Here is a 21490-nt window from a genome sequence, read left to right as displayed (position 1 = left end):
GGATCCTTCTGGGTCTCGTCAGGCGAAGCGGTACCGCTCGTGGCGACGGTCAGGCGACGCGGTACTGCTCGTCGCGGGCGTCGGTCAGGAACATCTGGCCCGGCGCGTGGGTGATGGCGAACGGCGGGCGCGAGGCCATCACGGCGGCCTGCGGGGTCACCCCGCAGGCCCAGAAGACCGGGATGTCGTCCTGCTCGGCGTCCACCGGATCTCCGAAGTCCGGCCGGGTGAGGTCGGCGATGCCCAGCGCCGCGGGATCGCCGCAGTGCACGGGGCTGCCGTGCACCGCCGGGAGCAGGCTGGTCTCCCGGAGCGCCGCCGCCAGGTGCTCCGGCGGCACCGGGCGCATGGAGACGACCACAGGACCGTGCAGCCGGCCCGCCGGACGGCACTGACGACTCGTCACGTACATCGGGACGTTGCGGCCCTGCTCGACGTGGCGGATCGGCACGCCGGCCGCGGCCAGCGCCCACTCGAAGGTGAAGCTGCAGCCGATCAGGAACGACACCATGTCGTCCCGCCAGTGCGCGCGCACGTCCGTCGGCTGGTCCACCAACTCGCCGTCCCGCCACACCCGGTAGCGCGGCAGATCGGTGCGCAGGTCGGCGCCGTCGGCGAGGACGGTCGTCCAGGAACCGGCGTCCGTGACGTCGAGGACCGGGCAGGGCTTGGGGTTGCGCTGGCAGAACAGCAGCATGTCGTACGCCCAGTCGGCGGGCACCGAGATCAGGTTGACCTGGGTGTGGCCCGCCGCGACCCCGGAAGTGGGGCCCGTGAGGCCCTCCCGGAAGCGGGCGCGGGCCGCTGTCGGGCTCCACGCGTGCGCGTGCTCGTCGACGAGGACGAGCGGGCGGTCCTCGGCCACTGCGGTGACCGGACAGTCCTCCGTGTGGTTCACGCCAGCTCCTTCCCGCGTGTCTCGGGCAGCCCGAGCAGGGCCAGCGCCGCGATGCCGTAACCGATCGCGCCGAAGACCAGCGCGCCGCCCACGCCCCAGTTGTCCGCCAGGAAGCCGACCGTCGTCGGGAAGACGGCGCCCACCGCGCGGCCGGTGTTGTACGTGAAGCCCTGTCCCGTGCCGCGCACGGCCGTCGGGTACAACTCGCTCAGGTAGGAGCCGAAGCCGCTGAAGATCGCCGACATGCAGAACCCGAGCGGGAAACCGAGCACGAGCAGCAGGGTGTTGGCGCCGCTCGGGACGTTCGCGTAGGCCTGGATGCACACCGCCGACAGCAGGGCGAACAGCCAGATGTTGCGGCGGCGGCCCAGCCGGTCGGTGAGGTAGCCCCCGGTCAGGTAGCCGACGAAGGCGCCCGAGATCAGGAACGTCAGATAGCCGCCGGTGCCGACGACCGACAGGTCGCGCTCGGTCTTCAGATAGGTCGGCACCCAGGTGGCGAGGGTGTAGTAGCCCCCCTGGACCCCCGTGGAGAGCAGCACGGCGAAGATCGTCGTGCGCAGCAGGCCGGGCTTGAAGATCGCCGTGAACGAGCCCTTCTCGGCGCTCCGTTCCCGCACCGCCACCGCCTCGGGGGCGTCGTGCACCCGGCGGCGCATCCAGATGACGAGCAGCGCGGGCAGGGCGCCGGTCCAGAACATCACGCGCCAGGCCAGGTCGTCGTCGAGGAACGAGAAGACCACGGTGTACATGACGGCGGCGAGTGCCCAGCCGACGGCCCACGAGCTCTGGATCGCGCCCAGGGTGCGGCCCCGGTGCTTGGCGCTCGCGTACTCGGCGACGAGGATCGCGCCGACCGCCCACTCACCGCCGAAGCCGAGGCCCTGGAGGGCGCGGAAGACCAGCAGCGTCTCGTAGTTGGGCGCGAAACCGCAGGCGACCGTGAACACGGCGTAGGTGATCACGGTGATCATCAGTGCCTTGACCCGGCCGATCCGGTCGGCCAGAACCCCCGCGAGGGCACCGCCGATCGCGGAGACCACGAGGGTGACGGTGGTGAACAGGCCGGTCTGGCCGCTGTCCAGGCCGAAGTACGCGGCCAGAGCGACCATGCTCAGCGGCAGCGTGAAGTAGTCGTACGAGTCCAGGGCATAGCCGCCGAACGCGCCGGCGAAGGCGCGGCGGCCGCGCGGACCCAGGGCGCGCAACCAGCCCAACGCCCCGTCGTCGGAGGGGTGTCCGGGGGTGACGGGGCGTGTGTCGGTGCTCGGGGCCTGCGGCGGAGGGGTTGTGCTCATGGGCACCTCGCAGTGAGGGGACGGAGGGTGCTTGGAGGGTGAGCCGTACCTGTTCGAAGCACCGTAGAGGATCGTTCAACGATCCCTCAATACCTATGTTGGTTCGTCCTTGTGATCTGCGATTGAATTCCAGGCATGGACGATCAGCTGAGCTCTCTGTCCGAGGACCGCGCCCTGCTGGGCCGCACCAGCACGGCGGAGCGGGTCTCGGACATCCTCAGAAGCCGTATCGCCGAGGGGTTCTTCCCGCCCGGCACCCGGTTGTCGGAGGACAGCATCGGAGGGGCGCTCGGTGTGTCCCGCAACACACTCCGCGAGGCGTTCCGGCTGCTCACCCATGAACGCCTGCTCGTGCACGAACTGAACCGCGGTGTGTTCGTCCGGGTCCTGACCGTGGAGGACGTCGAGGACATCTACCGCACGCGCGGGCTCGTCGAGTGTGCCGTGGTGCGCGGGCTCGGCGAGCCGCCCTACGACCTCGACGCCCTCACCGGGGCGGTCGAGGAGGGACAGCGGGCGGCGCGCCAAGGTGACTGGAAAGGAGTGGGTACCGCCAACATCCACTTCCACCGGGAACTGGTCGCCCTCGCCGGGAGCGCCCGCACGAACGAGGTGATGCGCAGCGTCTTCGCCGAGCTGCGGCTCGCCTTCCACGTGGTGGACGACCCGCGCCGACTGCACGAGCCGTACCTGTCCCGGAACCTGCAGATCCTGCAGGCGCTGACGCTCGGCGACACAGGCGAGGCCGAGAGACTGCTCGCCGTGTACCTCGACGACTCGCTGAAGAGGGTGGTGGAGGTCTACCGACGCCGGGTGGCGGGCACGCACTGAGGGACGCGGCAGCCGCCCGCCCTGCCACCGGCAGGTTCGGCACCTCGCCGGGATCCGTACGAAGGCCGAACGGGCCTCGGGCCCGGAGGCGGGACGCGGCGCCGGACGCCTCAGGGGGCGTCCGCCGTCCTCGCAGAGGCCGCCGCCCGGCCCCGCTCCGCCGCCCGAGACCTTCGTTTGGGTCGTTGTCAGACCGAGGACCTAGTCTGTGCACCGTGACTTCGCCTGCATCGACGGACCGTGTTCCGCCCCAGCTCAGCGCGGGGCCGCGCCCCGCTCCGGGCCCGGCCGCCGACGAGGGTCTGGCGCGGCGGCTGCGCGCGCTCGCCTGCACCGCGCCGCTGCACGACCTCGACGCGCGCAAGGCCAACCTCGCGGGTGAGTACTCCGTCTACGGCATGGCCGAGGTGGCGCTCGCCGCCATCGACCTGGTCACGCTCAACATGGACTTCGACACCGGCGCCGACCACGAGCAGATCGTCGCCCGGCTCATCCCGCGCATCGCCGCCCAGGCCCCGAGGCGTCCTGCCGCCGAGCACGAGCGGGTGGCCCGCTGGGTGCTGGAGAACCTGATCAACGTCGGCAGCGTCGACCGCGGCTTCCGGGCGGTGTACGGCACCTTCGCGTCGGACGGCAGCTACGTCCGCCGCGACTACGACTTCAAACTGATCGAGGAGGTGCCGGGTCCGGGCGGCACGGTCTACCTCCGCACGACCGACGAGGCTGTCAACGTCCTCGTCGGCGCCCTCGACACCGACGTGACCAGTGCCCAGATCGCCGCCGAGGTCAAACTGGAGGTCCTGATCAACCGCGGCCGCCTCGCCGACGCGCAGCTGGCCGCCGAACAGGCCCGGTACCGGACCGTGCAGTACTCGGAGACGCTCCGCAGGGCCCTGGAGGCGACCCGGCGCAACGTCCGGGCGGTGGACTGGCTGAACTCCGTCCCCGACATGATCGCCGAGGCCCTCGACCACGTCGCCGACCGCTACCGCCACGAGAACGCGATCCTCACCAACATCCGCAAGGCCCGTGACGAGACGGAGGACGCCGAGCACAAGCGGCGCGCCGCCGAGCTCGTCGACATCGTGAAGGACTGCATCCGGCGCCATACGCAGCTTCAGTCGCGGCTGCTGGAAGCCGGACCGCTCTTCCGCGCCGAACAGGACCGGCAGGCCTTCGCGACCCCGATGACGACGTCGGGAACAGACCTGTACGGACACCTGCTCGCGCCCGTCCTGCCCCTGCCGCTGGAGCAGGCCGTCCGGGTCACGGACGCCTTCTTCGCGCGCGGGACCGGCCTGCGCACACCGGTGTCGGTGCGAGTGGGTGACCTCGTCGACATACTGCTGACGCCGCCCGTGGAGCGGGAGCACCTCGGCGCGGAGATGCCCGAGCCCGACCTCATCGCCACGCCGGACGACAGCCGGTTCAGCGAGGAACAGCTGACCGCCGCCACGGAGCTGCTGGATCTGCCGGCGGACGCGCCCAGACGGCTGTCGGGACTGCTGGCCCAGGCACGGCGGCAGGACCCCGAGCTGCCCTACCTGGTGGCCTTGTTGGCCGTGCACGCCGCCAGCCCGCCGGTGGGCACCGCGTACCGGCAGGGTGAGGAGAAGCTGCTGTTCGCCGTGGACGACGGGACGGAGCTCGACGATCCCGAGTTCGGAGGCGCCGACCTGATCGTGGGGACGGCGCTGCTGGACGCGGCGGGGATGGCCGCGGACAGGACGGAAGCAGCATGAGTGAGCAACAGCGCAGCAAGGAGCACCGACCGTGAGCGAGCACGTCGAGTGGAGTGACGCGGAGGCCCCCGCCCCGTCGGCGACCGCCGCCGTCACCCCCGCCGACGCCGCCGACGCGGCGCGGCTCGTCGCCTTCGGGCTGCAGCCGAAGCTGCAGCCCGCGCGCGACCAGGAGTACGCCGACCTGCTGCGGCGCTACCGCGAGGACCCATCGTTCGCCAGGCTCGCGGACGCCGTGGCCGCCGGGCTCGGGCTCGTCGTACTGGAGGTGTCGCCACGCGCGGGCATGGCGGTGACCGCCGCCGAGGACTCGGTCTTCGCCGTCCGCATGGGGGACTACGCCCGTCGGACCTCGGCCGACGGCGGCGACCGGTTCCTGCACGGACTGGCGCATCTCGCCGTGGCCGCGATGGCGTTCCCGCGCCCCGAGGACCTCGCCGACGACGGTTACATCGGCCGGGTCACGGTCAACGGCGTCGACGCCTTCGTACGGCAGGCCTGCCGGCGGCTGGAGGAGCGGGCGGAGGAACAGGGCGAGAACACCGACCCGGCCACCGACGCGCCCGGCCTGGAGGCCGCCTGGCGGATCTGGGTCAGACGCAGCGCCACCGGCGCCACCAAGGACGCGCGCCGCCTCGCCGGCTCCACGACCGGCATCGTCGGCAAGGCCGTGGCCTTCCTCACCGACTCCGGCTTCCTGCAGCGCACGGGCGACGACAACGGCGGCACGTACCGGACGACCGCCCGCTACCAGCTCCAGGTGCGCGACATGGCGGGCAGCGCCGCCATGGCCGAGCTGCTGGAGCTGGGCGTGGTCCCGGTCACCGACGGCACACCGACCCTGCTGCCTCCCGAGGACTCGGACGACCTGGAGCTGGCGGCCGACGCCGGGCTGCCGTTCCACTCCGCGTGAGGCGGCCCTCGCCGCCCGATCCGCCCGAAGCCCGAACTTCCCTGATCTGACGAAGACTTACGAGAGTCCGCCATGTACGAGCTGTCCAGGGTCCGCCTCTACTCCATCGGACCGGCCGGTGCGCGCTACGCCGACACCGTGCTTGACCTGCGCGGTGTGGGCGAACCCGTGCCCGATCCCGCACCGACGCAGGCGGAGTTCTTCGAGGAGGAGCCCGTCGGTCCGCCGCGCCGGCCCGCGCCCGCCGGGGTGCTCTTCCTGGAGAACGGCGGCGGCAAGTCCGTCCTGCTCAAGCTGATCTTCTCCGTGATGCTGCCCGGCCACCGCAACACCCTCGGCGGCGCCAGCTCCGGTGTGTTGCGCAAGTTCCTGCTCGCCGACGACTGCGGCCATGTCGCGCTGGAGTGGCAGCACGTCCTCACCGGCGAGTGCGTCGTGGTCGGCAAGGTCAGCGAGTGGCGCGGGCGCCAGGTCTCCAACGATCCGCGGAAGTTCGCCGAGGCCTGGTACTCGTTCCGGCCCGGCCCGGGACTCAGCCTGGACAACCTGCCGGTCGCCGAGTCCACCGCCGTCCGTCCGTCCGTCGAGGGCCAGTCGGGTGCGCAGGGGCGCCGCCGCACCATGAAGGGCTTCCGGGACGCGATCACCGAGGCGGGCAAGGCGTATCCGCATCTCGAGGTGCACTGGGAAGAGATCCACGACCGGTGGATCGAGCACCTCGGCGACCTGGGCCTGGACCCCGAACTCTTCCGCTACCAGCGGGAGATGAACGCCGACGAGGGCGAGGCCGCCGGCCTCTTCGCCGTGAAGAAGGACTCCGACTTCACCGACCTGCTGCTGCGGGCCGTGACGGACACCCGTGACACCGACGGGCTCGCCGACCTGGTCAGCGGCTTCGGCAACAAGCTGGGCCGGCGCGCCGAGCTGATCGCCGAACGGGACTTCACCGCCGGATCGGTCGACCTGCTCGGGCGGATCGTCGAAGCCACCGGGACACGCGCACGCGCGCGTGACATCCACTCCGGTGCCGAACGACGCACCCGGACCCTTGCCCGGCGCCTGTCCGCGCGCGGCGTACAGGAGCGTGTGCGCGCCGCCGACCTCGCCCAGCGGGTCACCGCCGCCGCCTACGCCGTCACGCACGCGGAGGCGGCGCGGGAGCGCAGTGCGCTGATCTCGGCCGAACTGGCCTACCGGCATGCCTCGTTGGCGCTCGCCGCAGCCGAGAAGTCGGCGGCCGCGCAAAAGCGTGAGCTCGCCGACGCCCGCACGCTGCACTCCGCCTGGCAGGCCGCCGAGGCCGTGCTGCGGCACCGGGTCGCCGCCGACCGGGTCGCGCGCGTCGCCGCCGCGATCCAGGAGGCCGAGCGGGACGCCGCCCCCGCGCTCGCCGCCCGGGCCAAGGCCGCCGTCGATCTCGTACGGGCCCTGCACGCCGCCGCCGAGAGCGCCGAGACCCTCGCCAACGAGGAGGAGGAGCGGTCCGCCGCGCTCCAGGAGGTCAGCGAGTCCGCGTACCGTGACTCCACCGCCGCCGCCACCGAGGCGCAGCGCGCCCGAAGCGACATCGGGCATCTGCGGCAGCGGCTGAACGAGGTCGAGCAGGAGACCGCCGAGGCCGTGCGCGCCGGGTGGCTCGACGACAGCACGCCCGACGCCGACCCGGCCCGTGCGGCGCTCGCCGCGAGCGACGCCGAGAAGACGGCCGTCGCCGCCTGGGACACCGCCCGCGAGGCCTCACGGCGCGCTTCGGAGCACGCGCGCGAGGCGGCCTCGGCCGAATCCCGCGCCGAGCTGACGGCGGCCCGGGCCGCTGACGCCGCCGCCGCTGCCGAGCGGTCCTACGAGGCGGAGCGCCGCCTCGCCGAGAGCCTGGCGGCGGAGGAGCGGCTCGCTGAACTCCTCGGCCTGGCCGGCGAGTCCGGCCCGAAGCGCGGGTCCGTTCCCGCTCCCCGCTCGGGCGGCGACCCCGACGGCACGTCCGCCCGCGACGGTGCCGAGGTCTCCGTCGCGGGCACCCTGCACGACGGCGCCCTCACCCCGGAGGACCTGGACCGCTTCGCCGACGAGCTGCGCGAACTGCTCGACGACGCCGTCTCGGGCGCCGAGCGCCAGCTCTTCGAACTGCGTACGGCGGCTGCCGACGACTCCCGGATCCTTGGCGCACTCGGTGACGGCGGGCTGCTGCCGCCCGGCCCGGACGTCCTGGCCACCGTGGAGTTCCTCGGCGAGCAGGGCATTCCCGCCCTGCCGGGCTGGCGCTACCTCGCCCAGGCCGTCGACCCCGCCGACCACGCGCGCGTACTCGCCGCCCGGCCCGAGCTGGTCGACGGCGTCATCATCACCGACCCCGACACGCACGCACGGGCCAGGGAGGCGCTCGGCGACGCGGCGCTGCTGCCCCGGTCGGCCGTCGCGGTGGGTACGGCAGCCGCGCTGCTCGCCCCGACGCCGGCGCCCGACGCGCAAGGCGGTGACGTCTTCCTCGTACCGCCCAACCCCGCCATGCACGACGAGCACGCCGCGGACGAGGAGCGGCAGGCCCTGCGCGCCCGGGCTACCGAGCGGGACGACGAGATCCGAAGCCTCGCAGCACGGCTCGGCAAGGACCGGGAGCTGGCCGCGCGGCTCGCCTCGTGGCGGACCGGCTGCCCGGCCGGTCGGCTGGTCGAGCTGGCGCGGGCCGCTCGGGACGCGCGCGCGTTCGCCGAGGAGTCCGAGGCCGAGTTGTCCGAGGCACGGACCGTGCGTGCAGAGGCCGACGAAGCCGCCGCCGAGGCCGCGCAGGTCCGCGACGAGCGGCAGGAGGCCGCACAGAAGGCGCGACGTGCCGCCGATGCCCTCGCCGGGCTGGCCTTCCGGCTGCGTGAGCGGGCCGGCTGGCAGGTGAAGATGCGTGAACTCGCCGACGAGGCCACCGAGTCCGAGGCCCGCGCACAGGCCTGTCTGGAACGGGCTCGTGCTGCCGACGAGGACCGTCGCGCCGCCCAGCGCGCCGCTGATGACGCGCGTCGCACCGCCCGTGCCCTGCGCGCCGAGCGCTCGGAGATCGCGGGCGCCCCGGACGACGTACCGGACACCGACACGGATGGCCCGAAGGCGTCACTGCCCGCGCTGCGCGAGGCGTACCGGGCCGCGTCCCAGGTCTACGAGAAGGTCGGCGTCGGCGCCGATCTGCGCGCCGAGCAGGCCCGCGCCGAGAGCGACGAGAGCGCGGCGCGCGCGGAGCTGGACCGGCTGAGCAACAAGGTCCGGACCCGTGCCGAACAGCTCCTGCAGTCGCCGGACGGCTCCGACGGGCCGTCCCGGCAGGCTGCCGCCGCGCGCGCGGAGGAGTTGGTCCAGCTCCTGGAGACCCGGATGTCCAGCGCCAGCGAGCAGTTGGGACGGCTGCGCGGCGAGGCCGAGCGGCATGCCCCGGAGGACGGCGAGACACACACCGAACTGCCGGAGGAGCTTCAGCCGCGTGACGCCGAGCACGCGCAGGCCCTGCTGCGCACGGCGACCGCCGAACTCGCCTCCCGCACCGAGGCCTTGGCGCAGGCCCGTGAGGCGCACGCGGAGCTCCTCGAAGCCCATCGCGCCGCCGAGGACGCGGCGGGCGGCTTCGACGAGATCGCCGCGATGCTGCGCGACCTGTTGCGCGAACACGTCCAGGACGAGGAGCAGGAGGAACCGGAACCGTACCCAGGCAGCCTGGAGGAGGCACGGCAGTCGGCCGCCGAGACCCGTCGGTCGCTGCGCGGCTGCGCCGCCGACCTGTCCGCCGCCGAGGGGGCCGTGCGCGAGGCGAGCGACGTACTCGTACGACACGCCAACTCCACGCGCTACGAGCAGGTTCGCACTCCGGCCCGTCAGCAGATCCGCGAGCTGCCCGCCTCGGCACTGCCCGAGCACGCGCAGAAGTGGGCGGACGCCTTCGCGCCCCGACTCCGCGTCCTCACGGACGAGTTGGCCCAGCTGGAGCGCAACCGCGACTCGATCGTGGACCGGCTCCGAGGTCTGGTCGAGTCGGCACTGGCGACCCTTCGGTCCGCCCAGCGGCTGTCCCGGCTTCCGGAGGGGCTCGGTGAGTGGTCCGGGCAGGAGTTCCTCCGCATCCGCTTCGAGGAGCCCGACCAGGCCACCCTCACCGAACGGCTGGGCGAGGTCATCGACGAGGCCACCCGGGCGGCGGTGAAGAAGAACTCCGACCTGAGGCGGGACGGCATGTCCCTGCTGCTGCGGGGCGTTGCAGCGGCGTTGCAGCCGAAGGGCGTCGCCGTGGAGATCCTCAAGCCGGATGCCGTCCTGCGGGCCGAGCGTGTGCCCGTCGGACAGATGGGTGACGTCTTCTCCGGTGGTCAGCTGCTCACCGCGGCCATCGCGCTGTACTGCACGATGGCCGCCCTGCGGTCGAACGACCGGGGCCGCGACAAGCACCGGCACGCCGGCACGCTCTTCCTGGACAACCCGATCGGACGCGCCAACGCCACCTACCTGCTGGAACTCCAGCGTGCCGTGTCCGACGCCCTGGGTGTACAGCTCCTCTACACCACCGGCCTGTTCGACACGACCGCGCTCGCCGAGTTCCCGCTGGTCATCCGGTTGCGCAACGACGCCGACCTCCGAGCCGGACTGAAGTACATCAGTGTCGAGGAGCACCTGCGTCCGGGGCTGCCGCAGCAGCCGTCGGCCGGGGAAGCGGTGCACAGCGAGATCACGGCGACCCGGATGTTCAAACGGCCGGCGCCCGCGACTCCGTAGTCACCCGCCCCGTCTCCGGCTCAGCCGTCAGGCCGCGTCGGCTGCCGCAGCCAGGGTTTGGGCCAGTTCGTCGGGCTTGGTGACCATGGGCCAATGGCCGGAGTCGATGCCGGTGAAGTCGACGTGCTTGGCCCGGGCGAGTTCCGGGACGTCCCCCGCCTCGATCCACTCCCGCGCCTGCGCGGGGGTGAACTCCGGGCACACGACCACCACCGGGACGTCGAACCTCCGCTCGTCCGTCAGCCGCACCACGCCCTTGGCCACGCCGGCTGGGAGAGGGATCGCTCCGGCCGCGAACTCCCGCCTGGCCCTGTCGTCGAGGTCGGCGGCATCCGGCCCCTCGAAGGGACCCCAGCCCGGGAAAGGAACGGCACCGTCCCGCACCTCGAAGAAGTCGGCGTAGGGCTGACCGCCGGTGGACGGGAAACCGCCGATCAGGGCGACCTTGGAAAGCCGGTCAGGGCGCCGGTCGGCGGCCAGCCAGGCCAGCGTGCAGGCGGCGGAATGCCCGACCACCATGGGCTTGCCGGGTGCCGCGTCAACGGCAGCCAGTACTGCGGCCACCTGGTCGTCGAGCGTGACCGACGCGGAGCCGTCGCCCTGACCCGGCAGGGTGAGCGGTACCGGGCGATGACCGAGCGACTCCAGCGCGGACGCGACGCGCCCCCAGACCGATCCGTTCAGCCACATGCCGCCGATGAGCAGGATGTCCATGATTCGATCCCCTTCTTCTCCCTCGTGGCGTCACCGTAGAAGGAGATCCGGACGATGTACTGCCGGATCATTCGACGAGCGTGCGAGAGAAGCGGGAGTGGAAGCGGTCGCACCCGCTCCCAGAGCCCCGGCCCAAGACCGCTCACACCCTTGGCCGCGGGGTTCAGCCGTGCGATTAGCCTGCTCCCGTGCCCAACGACCTCAGCCCCACCGCCCGAGCGCTGCGTGCGCTGGAGATCCTCCAGGCCCGACCCGGTACGACGGCCGGTGACCTTGCCGTGCGGCTGGGCGTCACGGAGCGAGCCGCGCGCCGGTACGTCGGCATCCTCCGGGAAGCCGGCATCCCCGTGGAGTCGGTCCGGGGACCGCACGGCGGGTACCGGCTGGGCCGCGGGACGCGGCTGCCGCCGGTGCAGTTCACGCAGTCCGAGGCTCTCGGCCTGGTGATGGCGGTCCTCAGCGCGCAACCGGCCGCGGCCGAGGCCGACGACCTGGTGGGCGCGGCCATGGGCAAGGTCGTCAAGGCGTTGCCGGAAAGTGTGGGGCAGCAGGCCGCGATGCTTCGCGAGTACGCGTCGGCAGCGCCGGACCCGTACTCGACCCGCCCGGATCCGGCCGTCACCAGCGACCTCGTCGACGCCGTCGCCGCCCGGCACCGCGTGGGCGTCACCTACCGCAGCGAGGCCGGCAACGAGTGGGAGGCGGAGGTGGACCCCTGGTCCATCGTCGTCCGCTACGGCCGCTGGTACCTGCTGTGCCACTCCCACCGCGCCGACGCCATTCGCACCTACCGGGTGGACCGGATCCGTGCCGTCCGTTCGACCGGGCACGGGTTCGAACCGCCCGAGGGCCTCGATCCGGTGGCTGTGCTGGAAAAGAACCTCGGCCTTGGATGGGAGTTCTCCACCCGTGTGGTGTTCGACGCTTCCCTGACCGAGGTGGCCCCATGGATCCGACCGCCCATGGGGCGGCTTGAGCCCTTGGGAACCGGATGCGTACTGATCGGCAGCACCCGCAACCCGGACATGTACGCACAGGAATGGCTGGCGAAGGTGCCGTTGGCCTTCCGCGTCGACGGCGGTGAGGAGCTGCGCACCGCGGTCGCGGCACTCGCGGGGCGTTTCACCGCCGCCGTGTCGGACCAGCCCTGACCGTCTGCCGAGGCCGGTCTCCAAAACGAGATCCAGCGAAACTGCCCTATGGAGCAGGAAAGTTCATCCTCGATCAGTTGTCCTATGTGAGGAGCCTCATCTCCACCGCCCGTCACGAGAGACGGGATCGCGGCCGCCTCCTGCTCCCTCAGGAATGCGACAACTGCCCCGCTCCGCCCCGTCGGCGTATTCGCCGCTGCGCGCGCTCGGCCTCCCGTGCCTGCTGTCGCGCCCGGCGTCGCTCCCGGCGAAGGGCACGCGCCGAGCTGCTCGGTGTCGAGACCACGCCGTGGCGCTGGTTCCAGACCTGGCGGGTCACCCAGACGTCGAGAGCGCCCCAAGTGGCCACCACGGTGCTGGCCACACTGCTGATGACCATCGGGAACGCCAGCCAGGACCCCGCCAGGGTGCACAGGAAGGCCACCATGGCCTGGATCAGCGTCACCGCGATGATCAATACGGCTCGCACCGCCGCCGTTCGCACCGGGTCCGGCATCCGGCGGTGCCGAGCGGGTTCCTCCACCCACAACGGCCGGTAGACGGCCCGTTCTTGCGTCGTCACACCGTCAACGGCTCCTGCAGCGCGGTGATCCGCCGTCGCTGTCATACCGGCCGGAACGGCTTGGTCGCCCGTGGTGCTTCCTCCGCTTGTCGGAACGTCCCGATCAGACGCTTCGGGACCGGGTCCCGGTGCCGAATGCGCTGTCACGCCGCCCTCAGGCGCCTCGCTCAGCTCCGCCGTGCCCATCACCGTGTCACTCCCCACCGCCGGTAGACCGCTCACCGGCATCCGAAGACTCAGCTCCCCAGCGGTTGCCCGGCTTGCGCTGTTTTACGCCGCCCGGGGGCGCCATGCGGCTCCTGTGGCCCAATCCGCCCCCGTTTCCCATGAAGAAGGACGATCGAGGCGTCCGGAAGATTCCCGCGGTAGATGAATTTCCAGCCAACTGACCCGCGAGACCGGCCAGATCCTTTCCGTGAGCCGTTGCATGTTCGCGGGAGGCAATCTCCCGTAATGCCCGGACAACTCCCCATGTCTCGCCAGCCGTGCGGAAGTTCAGATTCCGGATGGCTCTTCGAGTTACTTGTGCGTCGGTAGTAGGCTCGCGCCCAATTGTTGACGCACAGGTGTGCCCCCTCGACCGCGGGGGGTTTGAGCTGGGGGAGGCCATGCACTTTCGCGGGAAGTCGATCCGCCGGAAGATGGTGGCGCTGCTTCTCGTGCCGCTGGTGTCCCTGGCCGCCATCTGGGGCTTCGCCACGGTACTCACAGGGCGAGGTGTGGCCCAGCTGTTCACGGTGTCGTCCCTCGTCGAGAAGATCGGCTACTCCACCGAGGACGCTGTCCGCGTCCTGCAGCAGGAGCGCCGCCAGGCGCTGGTCTACCTCGCCGACCGCCGGGCCTCGGACGCCCTGTCCGCGCTGCGAGCCACCCGGAACGCCACGGACACCGCCGTCGCGGAGATCCGCAAGAACGCCAAGGACCCCGATGTCCGTGACGGGTTGGACCAGGGCGACAGCGAGCGTCTGACCGCCGTCCTGGACGCCTTCGACGGCATCAGCCCTCTGCGTCGCAGCGTCGAGGACGGCACGGTCACCCGCGCCAAGGCGTTCGACCTCTACAACCGGCTCGTGGATCCCTGTTACGCCCTGCTGGGCTCCCTCGACGGGATCGACAGCGTGGCGATGGACAAGCAGGCCCGCGCCCTCCTCAACGTCACCCACGCCCGCGAACTGCTGTCCCGCGAGGACGCGTTGCTCAGCTCGGCCCTCGTGGTCGGCAAACTCTCACGCCAAGAGATACGCGCGGTCTCCGATCTCATCGCCCAGCGCACTCTCATGTACGAGATCAGCCTCGCCGACCTTCCCTCATCGGAGCGCGAACGCTACGAGCGCTTCTGGAAGAACGCCTCCACCGCCCCGTTGTACGTCGCCGAACAAGCCGTCATCTCCGCCCAGCCCGGCGGCCCCGTCAGAGTGGACGCCAAGACCTGGGACGCCGCCGCCGGAAGCGTTCTCGACGAACTCAGCAAACTCAACGACGAAGCGGGCGACCGCTATCAGGAGCGCGTCAACCCGGTCGCGATGGGCGTCATCATGAAGGCTGCCATCGCCGGTGTCCTCGGCCTTCTGGCCCTGCTGTTCTCCCTGTTCCTGTCCGTGCGCATCGGCCGCGGCCTCATCCGCGATCTACGGCAGCTGCGGCTGGAGGCCCACGAGGCGTCCGGTGTGCGGCTGCCCAGTGTGATGCGACGCCTCTCCGTCGGCGAACAGGTCGACGTGGAGACCGAGGTGCCGCGTCTGCAGTACGACAAGAACGAGATCGGTGAGGTCGGCCAAGCCCTCAACACCCTGCAGCGCGCGGCCGTCGAGGCCGCTGTCAAGCAGGCTGAACTGCGCGCCGGCGTCTCCGAGGTCTTCGTCAACCTCGCCCGCCGCAGCCAGGTCCTCCTGCACAAGCAGCTCACTCTCCTCGACACCATGGAACGCCGGACCGAGGACACCGACGAACTCGCCGACCTGTTCCGGCTCGACCACCTGACCACCCGCATGCGCCGGCATGCCGAAGGCCTGGTGATCCTCTCCGGCGCCGCACCGTCCCGGCAGTGGCGCAAACCCGTCCAGCTCATGGACGTCGTGCGTGCCGCCGTCGCCGAGGTCGAGGACTACGAGCGCATCGAGGTACGCCGTCTGCCTCGCGTCGCCGTCACCGGCCCGGCCGTCGCGGACATCACCCACCTCGTGGCCGAACTCCTGGAGAACGCCACGGTGTTCTCCCCACCGCACACGGCCGTCCAGGTCCTGGGCGAGCGCGTCGCCAACGGCTTCACCCTGGAGATCCACGACCGCGGCCTGGGCATGGCCGCCGACGCCCTGCTGGACGCCAACCTCCGGCTCGCCGAGACCCCCGAGTTCGAGCTGTCCGACACCGACCGGCTCGGCCTGTTCGTGGTCAGCCGACTCGCCCAGCGGCAGAACGTCCGCGTCTCGCTGCAGCCGTCGCCGTACGGGGGCACGACGGCCGTCGTCTTCATCCCCGACGCGCTGCTCACCGATGACGTCCCGGACACCAACGGCATCGGCTTCCGCCTCGACCGGCCCGCCCCATCCAAGGAGGCCGAGCTGGAGGAGGCGCGCCGCGCCGCCCTCGCCCAGGTCCCCGCCCGCGTGCCCGGCCTCCCCACCTCGCTGTTGGACGGCCCGGTCGAGCTGGAGGCCCCGGTCGATCTGGACGCCCTCAGCGACTTCCCGGACACGCTCGACGGGGAGGACGGCGAAGGCAGCGGGCTCTTCCGCACCCGTCGCGCCCTCACCCGCCCCGAGGAGGAGGCGAAGGGCCCGATCGGCCCGCACCCGGTGTCCGGCATCCGCAGCGGACCGGAGCAGGCCGAGCAGGGCGACGATCTGAGCGCCCCCGTCCCCCTCCCTCGCCGCAGGACTCCCAAGCTGGTCAGCTCCCACGGGCGCCCGGTCACCGACCAGCGCTCCCGGCGGGACGAGCGGGCCGAAGCGGAGCCGGAGCCCTCGACCGGCCGGAGCCGACCCGAACAGAACGGCCTCGCCCCTCTGCCGACCCGCCGCCGCGGTACCGGCCCACGCGGGCGGGCCCCCGGCACGCCGGACCGGAGCGGTGACCCGGCCGGCACCTCACCCGTCGGCGGGCACGGCCGAGGCGAGGCCGAGGAGCCCGCGGTCCTCCCCAAGCGCCCACGGCGACCCGCGATCGCATCGTCCGGTCCCGAGGCCCCCGCCCCGAGCACCGGTTCGGGAGCCCTGCCCCGGCGCGTACGGCAGGCCAGCCTGGCTCCGCAGCTCAAGCAGGGCCCTGCCCGGCGCGCCGAGGAGCCGGCCGAGCTCGTCGAGCGGGACGCGGACCAGGTACGCAGCCGCATGGCCTCGCTGCAGCGAGGCTGGCAGCGTGGCCGCCAGGAGAACGCCGCGGGCGACGACGCCCACAGCGGCACAGCACCACAAGGAACTAAGGGGGACGGTCGATGACCGCACCAAAGACGACCGGCCACACCGCGACCACCCGGTCCGGCGAGCTCAACTGGCTCCTCGACGACCTGGTGGACCGCGTCGCCAGCATCCGTAAGGCCCTCGTGCTCTCCGGGGACGGCCTGCCGACGGGTGTGTCCAGGGACCTGACCCGCGAGGACAGTGAGCACCTGGCCGCCGTCGCATCCGGGTTCCACAGCCTCGCCAAGGGCGTCGGCCGCCACTTCGAGGCGGGCAACGTCCGGCAGACCGTCGTCGAACTCGATGACGCCTTCCTGTTCGTGACGGCCGCCGGTGACGGCAGCTGCCTCGCGGTGCTCTCGGACGCCGACTCGGACGTCGGCCTGGTCGCGTACGAGATGACGCTCCTCGTCAAGCGGGTGGGCGTGCATCTGGGCAGCGCTCCACGCACCGATCTGCCTTCGGGCGGGTAGTGGGATGGCATGAGCGCTGAGGGTCAGGGAAGAAGCCACTGGTTCGACGACGAGGCAGGACCGGTCGTTCGCCCGTACGCCATGACGCGCGGCCGCACCACCAGTGCGGCCCAGCACCGCCTCGACCTGATCGCGGTGGTCGTCGCCGAAGCGCACGCGGACGATCCGGAAGGCGACTCGTCGCTGTCCCCGGAGCACGTGGACATCGTCGGGCTGTGCCGTGACGCCCCGCAGTCCGTGGCGGAACTCTCCGCCGAGCTCGACCTGCCCATCGGAGTCGTACGGGTCCTCATCGGGGACCTCGTGGACGCTGAATTCGTCCATGTGAACCGGCCCGTACCGCCGGCCGAGCTGGTGGACGAGAGTATCCTGCGCGACGTGATCAACGGCCTGCGGGCGCTGTGAGCGGCGTGGAAGCGGGGTAGTGACGTGACAGGCTGGCAGTTCTGGGTCGACCGAGGCGGCACCTTCACGGACATCGTCGCGCGACGCCCGGACGGCCGCCTTCTGACCCACAAGCTGCTGTCCGAGAACCCGGCGCGCTACTCGGACGCTGCGGTCGCGGGCGTACGGGAACTGCTGGAAGGTTCCGGGGACACCGTCGAGGCCGTCCGCATGGGCACGACGGTCGCCACGAACGCGCTGCTCGAGCGCAAGGGTGAGCGGACCCTGCTGATCATCACCCGCGGTTTCCGAGACGCTCTGCGCATCGCCTACCAGAACCGCCCCCGCATCTTCGCGCGCCGCATCGAACTCCCCGAGCTGCTGTACGAACGGGTCATCGAGGTCGACGAACGCATCGCAGCCGACGGCACCGTCCTGAGGGTGCCCGACCTCGACGCCCTCGCCGGTCCGCTCCGTCGGGCGTACGACGACGGGATCCGCGCCGTCGCGGTCGTCTGCATGCACAGTCACCTCCACCCCGCCCACGAGCGGGCCGTCGGACAGCTCGCCGCCCGCGTCGGCTTTCCGCAGATCTCGCTCTCCAGCGAGGTCAGCCCTCTGATGAAACTCGTCCCGCGCGGGGACACCGCCGTCGTCGACGCCTACCTCTCGCCCGTACTGCGCCGGTACGTCCAGCACGTCGCCGAGCAACTCCGCGGCGTCCGGCTGATGTTCATGCAGTCCAACGGCGGCCTCGCCGAGGCCGGGCAGTTCCGCGGCAAGGACGCCGTCCTCTCCGGCCCCGCGGGGGGCATCGTCGGCATGGCCCGCATGTCGCAGCTGGCCGGCTTCGACCGCGTCATCGGCTTCGACATGGGCGGCACCTCCACCGACGTCTCGCATTTCGCCGGCGCGTACGAGCGCGTCTTCACCACACAGATCTCCGGCGTCCGACTGCGCGCACCCATGCTGGACATCCACACCGTCGCGGCCGGGGGCGGCTCGATCCTCCACTTCGACGGGTCCCGCTACCGCGTAGGGCCGGACTCGGCGGGTGCGGACCCGGGACCGGCCTGCTACCGAGGCGGCGGCCCGCTCGCCGTCACCGACGCCAACGTCATGCTCGGCCGTGTCCAACCCGCCTATTTCCCCGCGGTGTTCGGCCCCGACGGAGACCAACCCCTCGACGACGCCCTCGTCCGGGACCGCTTCGCCGCCCTCGCCCGCGAGATCCGCGAACGGACCGGCGACGACCGCACACCCGAGCAGGTCGCCGAAGGGTACCTGCAGATCGCGGTCGCCAACATCGCCAACGCCGTGAAGCGGATCTCCGTCCAGAAGGGGCACGACGTCACGCGCTACGCCCTCACCACCTTCGGTGGCGCCGGCGGCCAGCACGCGTGCATGGTCGCCGACTCGCTCGGCATCCGTACCGTCCTCGTGCCGCCCATGGCCGGTGTCCTGTCCGCGCTCGGCATCGGCCTGGCCGACACCACGGCCATGCGCGAGCAGTCCGTCGAGGCACCGCTGGAAGCCGCCACGATGCCCGGCGTCCTCAAGACGGCCGACGACCTCGAAACGGCCGCCCGCACCGAACTCCTCGAAGAGGATGTCCCCGAGGACCGCATCGAGGTCACCCGCCGCGCCCAGCTGCGTTACGACGGCACCGACACCACCCTCACCGTCGAGCTCACCGACCCCGGCACGATGGGGCGCGCCTTCGAAGAACGTCATCGCGCCACGTACTCCTTCACCCTCGACCGCCCGATCGTCGTCGAAGCGCTCTCCGTCGAAGCCACCGGCATCACCGAACCCCCCGATCTGTCCGCGCTCTCCCCCTACCAGGCCACCCAGGACGGCAGCCCGGCCGCCCCGGAAACCGTCCGCCTCCACACGGGCGGTACCTGGCGCGACGTACCCCTCCACCGCCGCGAGGACCTGCCTCCCGGCCACACCGTCACCGGCCCGGCGATCATCACCGAGTCCAGCGCGACGACCGTCGTCGACGACGGCTGGCGCGCCGCGGCGTCCGATGACGGGCATCTGGTCATGGAACGCGTGGCGATTACGCAGAGTTCCGGTCTGGGCACAAAAGCAGATCCCGTTCTCCTCGAAGTCTTCAACAACCTGTTCATGTCCATCGCCGAGCAGATGGGTGCCCGCCTGGAGTCCACGGCCCAGTCCGTCAACATCAAGGAACGCCTGGACTTCTCCTGCGCGCTCTTCGACCCGGACGGAAACCTCGTGGCCAACGCCCCTCACATCCCCGTCCACCTGGGTTCGATGGGCACCAGCGTCAAAGAGGTCATCCGCCGCCGCGGCTCCGGGATGCGCCCCGGCGACACCTACGCGGTCAACGACCCGTACCACGGCGGCACCCACCTGCCCGACGTCACCGTGATCACTCCGGTCTTCGGCACCGAGGAAACCTCGGACACGGAGCGTGATCCGGAGATCCTCTTCTACGTAGCCTCACGAGGCCACCACGCCGAGATCGGCGGCATCGCCCCCGGCTCGATGCCCGCGAACAGCCGCACCATCGAGGAGGAGGGAATCCTCTTCGACAACTGGCTGCTCGCCGAGAACGGCCGCTTCCGCGAGCAGGAGACCCTCCGTCTGCTCACCGAGGCGCCCTACCCCTCCCGTAACCCGAAGACCAACCTCGCCGACCTGCGCGCCCAGATCGCGGCCAACCAGAAGGGCGTCGAAGAAGTCGCCCGCATGATCGACGACTTCGGGCTCGACGTCGTCCAGGCGTACATGAGACACGTCCAGGACAACGCCGAGGAAGCGGTGCGCCGGGTCATCGACGCCCTCGACGACGGCGAGTACGCCTACGAGACCGACTCCGGCGCCGTCATCCGCGTACGTGTACGCGTGGACCGCGCGAACCGCTCCGCCACCGTCGACTTCACCGGCACCTCCCCGCAACTGGACACGAACTTCAACGCCCCCTTCTCGGTGGTCAACGCAGCCGTCCTGTACGTCTTCCGCACCCTCGTGGCCGACGACATCCCCCTCAACGACGGCTGTCTGCGGCCCTTGGAGATCCTCGTGCCACCCGGCTCCATGCTGGCGCCCGAACCCCCGGCAGCGGTCGTGGCGGGCAACGTGGAGACCTCCCAGGCCATCACGGGCGCCCTCTACGCCGCGCTCGGCGTCCAGGCCGAGGGCTCCGGCACCATGAACAACGTCACCTTCGGCAACGAGCGACACCAGTACTACGAGACCGTGGCCTCCGGATCCGGTGCCGGCGACGGGTTCCCCGGCGCTCCCGTCGTCCAGACCCATATGACCAACTCGCGGCTCACCGACCCCGAGGTACTGGAGTGGCGACTGCCGGTACACCTCGACGAGTTCGCGGTACGGCGCGGCAGCGGGGGCGCCGGGCGGTGGCGCGGCGGAGACGGTGCCGTGCGCCGCATCCGGTTCCACGAGCCGATGACCGTCTCGACCCTGTCCCAGCACCGCAGGGTCCCGCCGTACGGACTGGCCGGAGGCGAGCCCGGTGCCTTGGGAGCCAACCGCGTCGAACGCGCGGACGGCACGGTCGCCGCCCTCGCCGGAAGCGACTCCGCGGACGTCGGCCCCGGCGACGTACTCGTCATCGAAACCCCCGGCGGCGGGGGCTACGGCCCACCGCCGCGCGACCCCCATCAAGCAGGAGAAGAGATCGATGATCTTCGGGCGTTCTGAGCGCGGTAAGCCTCCGGTCGAGCCCGTCACGCTCAAGATCCTCGTGGCCGGCGGCTTCGGCGTGGGCAAGACCACCCTCGTCGGCGCGGTCAGCGAGATCAGGCCGCTGCGCACCGAGGAACTGCTCACCGAAGCCGGACGTCCCGTCGACGACACCAGCGGTGTCGAGGGCAAACGCACCACCACCGTTGCCATGGACTTCGGCCGCATCACACTGCGCGAGGACCTGGTGCTGTACCTCTTCGGCACACCGGGCCAGGAGCGGTTCTGGTTCATGTGGGACGAACTCTCGGAGGGCGCCCTCGGCGCCGTCGTCCTCGCCGACACCCGGCGCCTGGAGGAGTGCTTCGCGGCCGTCGACTACTTCGAACGGCGCTCCATACCCTTCCTGGTCGGCGTCAACTGCTTCGAGGGAGCCGCCCGTTACCCGGCGGAGGACATCCGGCGGGCCCTCGACCTCGACGACGACGTACCGCTGGTGCTGTGCGACGCCCGCGACCGGGAATCCGTCAAGGAGGTCCTCATCGGCGTCGTCCAGCACGCGATGGCCTTCCAGGCCGACCGCCGCCAGACCGTGGCCACCTGACGCCGCATGCGTGGGCACGGCCCGTACCCCCGCCGACCGGGGTACGGGCCGCGGCTCATGCGCGACGCACGCGCGCGTGCGCCGTCGTGAGGCTCGAC

The 21490-nt window shown here is 71.6% G+C and carries 14 protein-coding genes; 10 read left to right on the top strand and 4 right to left on the bottom strand.

Annotation, left to right across the window (positions count from 1 at the left end; genetic code table 11):
- Positions 1-49 precede the first annotated feature (49 nt).
- Both ACWCPI_RS19720 and ACWCPI_RS19715 read right to left on the bottom strand, forming a co-directional pair.
- On the bottom strand, positions 50-898 hold the full coding sequence (locus tag ACWCPI_RS19720; RefSeq protein WP_451039336.1) for a putative hydro-lyase: 849 nt from the start codon (positions 896-898) through the stop codon (positions 50-52).
- The gene (locus tag ACWCPI_RS19715) at positions 895-2196 is read right to left on the bottom strand and encodes an MFS transporter (protein WP_451039335.1); all 1302 of its coding nucleotides are present in this window, start codon (positions 2194-2196) and stop codon (positions 895-897) included. Before ACWCPI_RS19715 ends, ACWCPI_RS19720 begins: the two co-directional genes overlap by 4 nt.
- A 135-nt stretch (positions 2197-2331) precedes the next feature.
- On the opposite strand from ACWCPI_RS19715, the gene ACWCPI_RS19710 reads away from it, so the two are divergent.
- From ACWCPI_RS19710 to ACWCPI_RS19695, 4 genes are all read left to right on the top strand, one after another.
- Positions 2332-3027, top strand: a complete 696-nt coding sequence (locus tag ACWCPI_RS19710; RefSeq protein WP_451039334.1) for a GntR family transcriptional regulator — start codon at positions 2332-2334, stop codon at positions 3025-3027.
- Positions 3028-3242: 215 nt separating this feature from the next.
- Entirely contained in the window at positions 3243-4769 is a 1527-nt protein-coding gene (locus ACWCPI_RS19705; protein WP_451039333.1) for a hypothetical protein, read from the top strand.
- Positions 4770-4800: 31 nt separating this feature from the next.
- Complete coding sequence (locus ACWCPI_RS19700; RefSeq protein WP_451039332.1) at positions 4801-5682, top strand: hypothetical protein; 882 nt, start codon at positions 4801-4803, stop codon at positions 5680-5682.
- Between the two features lie 72 nt (positions 5683-5754).
- A complete protein-coding gene (locus ACWCPI_RS19695) occupies positions 5755-10428 on the top strand; it encodes a hypothetical protein (RefSeq protein WP_451039331.1) in 4674 nt (1557 codons plus the stop codon).
- A gap of 27 nt (positions 10429-10455) precedes the next feature.
- Here the strand turns inward: ACWCPI_RS19695 and ACWCPI_RS19690 are convergent, their stop codons facing one another.
- Positions 10456-11142: an alpha/beta fold hydrolase gene (locus ACWCPI_RS19690; RefSeq protein WP_451039330.1), complete on the bottom strand. Its 687-nt coding sequence runs from the start codon at positions 11140-11142 to the stop codon at positions 10456-10458.
- Positions 11143-11330: 188 nt separating this feature from the next.
- Between ACWCPI_RS19690 and ACWCPI_RS19685 the strand changes: the two genes are divergently transcribed.
- The gene (locus ACWCPI_RS19685) at positions 11331-12293 is read left to right on the top strand and encodes a helix-turn-helix transcriptional regulator (RefSeq protein ID WP_451039329.1); all 963 of its coding nucleotides are present in this window, start codon (positions 11331-11333) and stop codon (positions 12291-12293) included.
- A gap of 148 nt (positions 12294-12441) precedes the next feature.
- Here the strand turns inward: ACWCPI_RS19685 and ACWCPI_RS19680 are convergent, their stop codons facing one another.
- The gene (locus ACWCPI_RS19680; protein ID WP_451039328.1) at positions 12442-13041 is read right to left on the bottom strand and encodes a hypothetical protein; all 600 of its coding nucleotides are present in this window, start codon (positions 13039-13041) and stop codon (positions 12442-12444) included.
- A 422-nt stretch (positions 13042-13463) separates the two neighbouring features.
- Here ACWCPI_RS19680 and ACWCPI_RS19675 point away from each other — a divergent pair, with 422 nt between their 5' ends.
- Genes ACWCPI_RS19675 through ACWCPI_RS19655 form a run of 5 tightly spaced genes read left to right on the top strand, consistent with a single transcriptional unit; the run spans position 13464 to position 21392 of the window.
- Positions 13464-16292, top strand: a complete 2829-nt coding sequence (locus ACWCPI_RS19675; protein WP_451039327.1) for a nitrate- and nitrite sensing domain-containing protein — start codon at positions 13464-13466, stop codon at positions 16290-16292.
- Complete coding sequence (locus ACWCPI_RS19670; protein WP_451039326.1) at positions 16289-16726, top strand: roadblock/LC7 domain-containing protein; 438 nt, start codon at positions 16289-16291, stop codon at positions 16724-16726. Before ACWCPI_RS19675 ends, ACWCPI_RS19670 begins: the two co-directional genes overlap by 4 nt.
- A gap of 9 nt (positions 16727-16735) precedes the next feature.
- The gene (locus tag ACWCPI_RS19665; RefSeq protein ID WP_451039325.1) at positions 16736-17131 is read left to right on the top strand and encodes a DUF742 domain-containing protein; all 396 of its coding nucleotides are present in this window, start codon (positions 16736-16738) and stop codon (positions 17129-17131) included.
- Between the two features lie 24 nt (positions 17132-17155).
- Positions 17156-20806 (top strand): hydantoinase B/oxoprolinase family protein, encoded by a 3651-nt coding sequence (locus tag ACWCPI_RS19660; RefSeq protein WP_451039324.1) that lies wholly within the window; start codon positions 17156-17158, stop codon positions 20804-20806.
- The gene (locus ACWCPI_RS19655; RefSeq protein WP_451039323.1) at positions 20787-21392 is read left to right on the top strand and encodes a GTP-binding protein; all 606 of its coding nucleotides are present in this window, start codon (positions 20787-20789) and stop codon (positions 21390-21392) included. The genes ACWCPI_RS19660 and ACWCPI_RS19655 overlap by 20 nt, the downstream gene beginning before the upstream one ends.
- Positions 21393-21490: the final 98 nt, after the last annotated feature.

The sequence above is a fragment of the Streptomyces sp. NPDC001920 genome, from assembly GCF_053594495.1.
The sequence above is the reverse complement of the archived record's forward strand: the minus strand, read 5'-3'. Positions and strand labels throughout refer to the sequence as shown.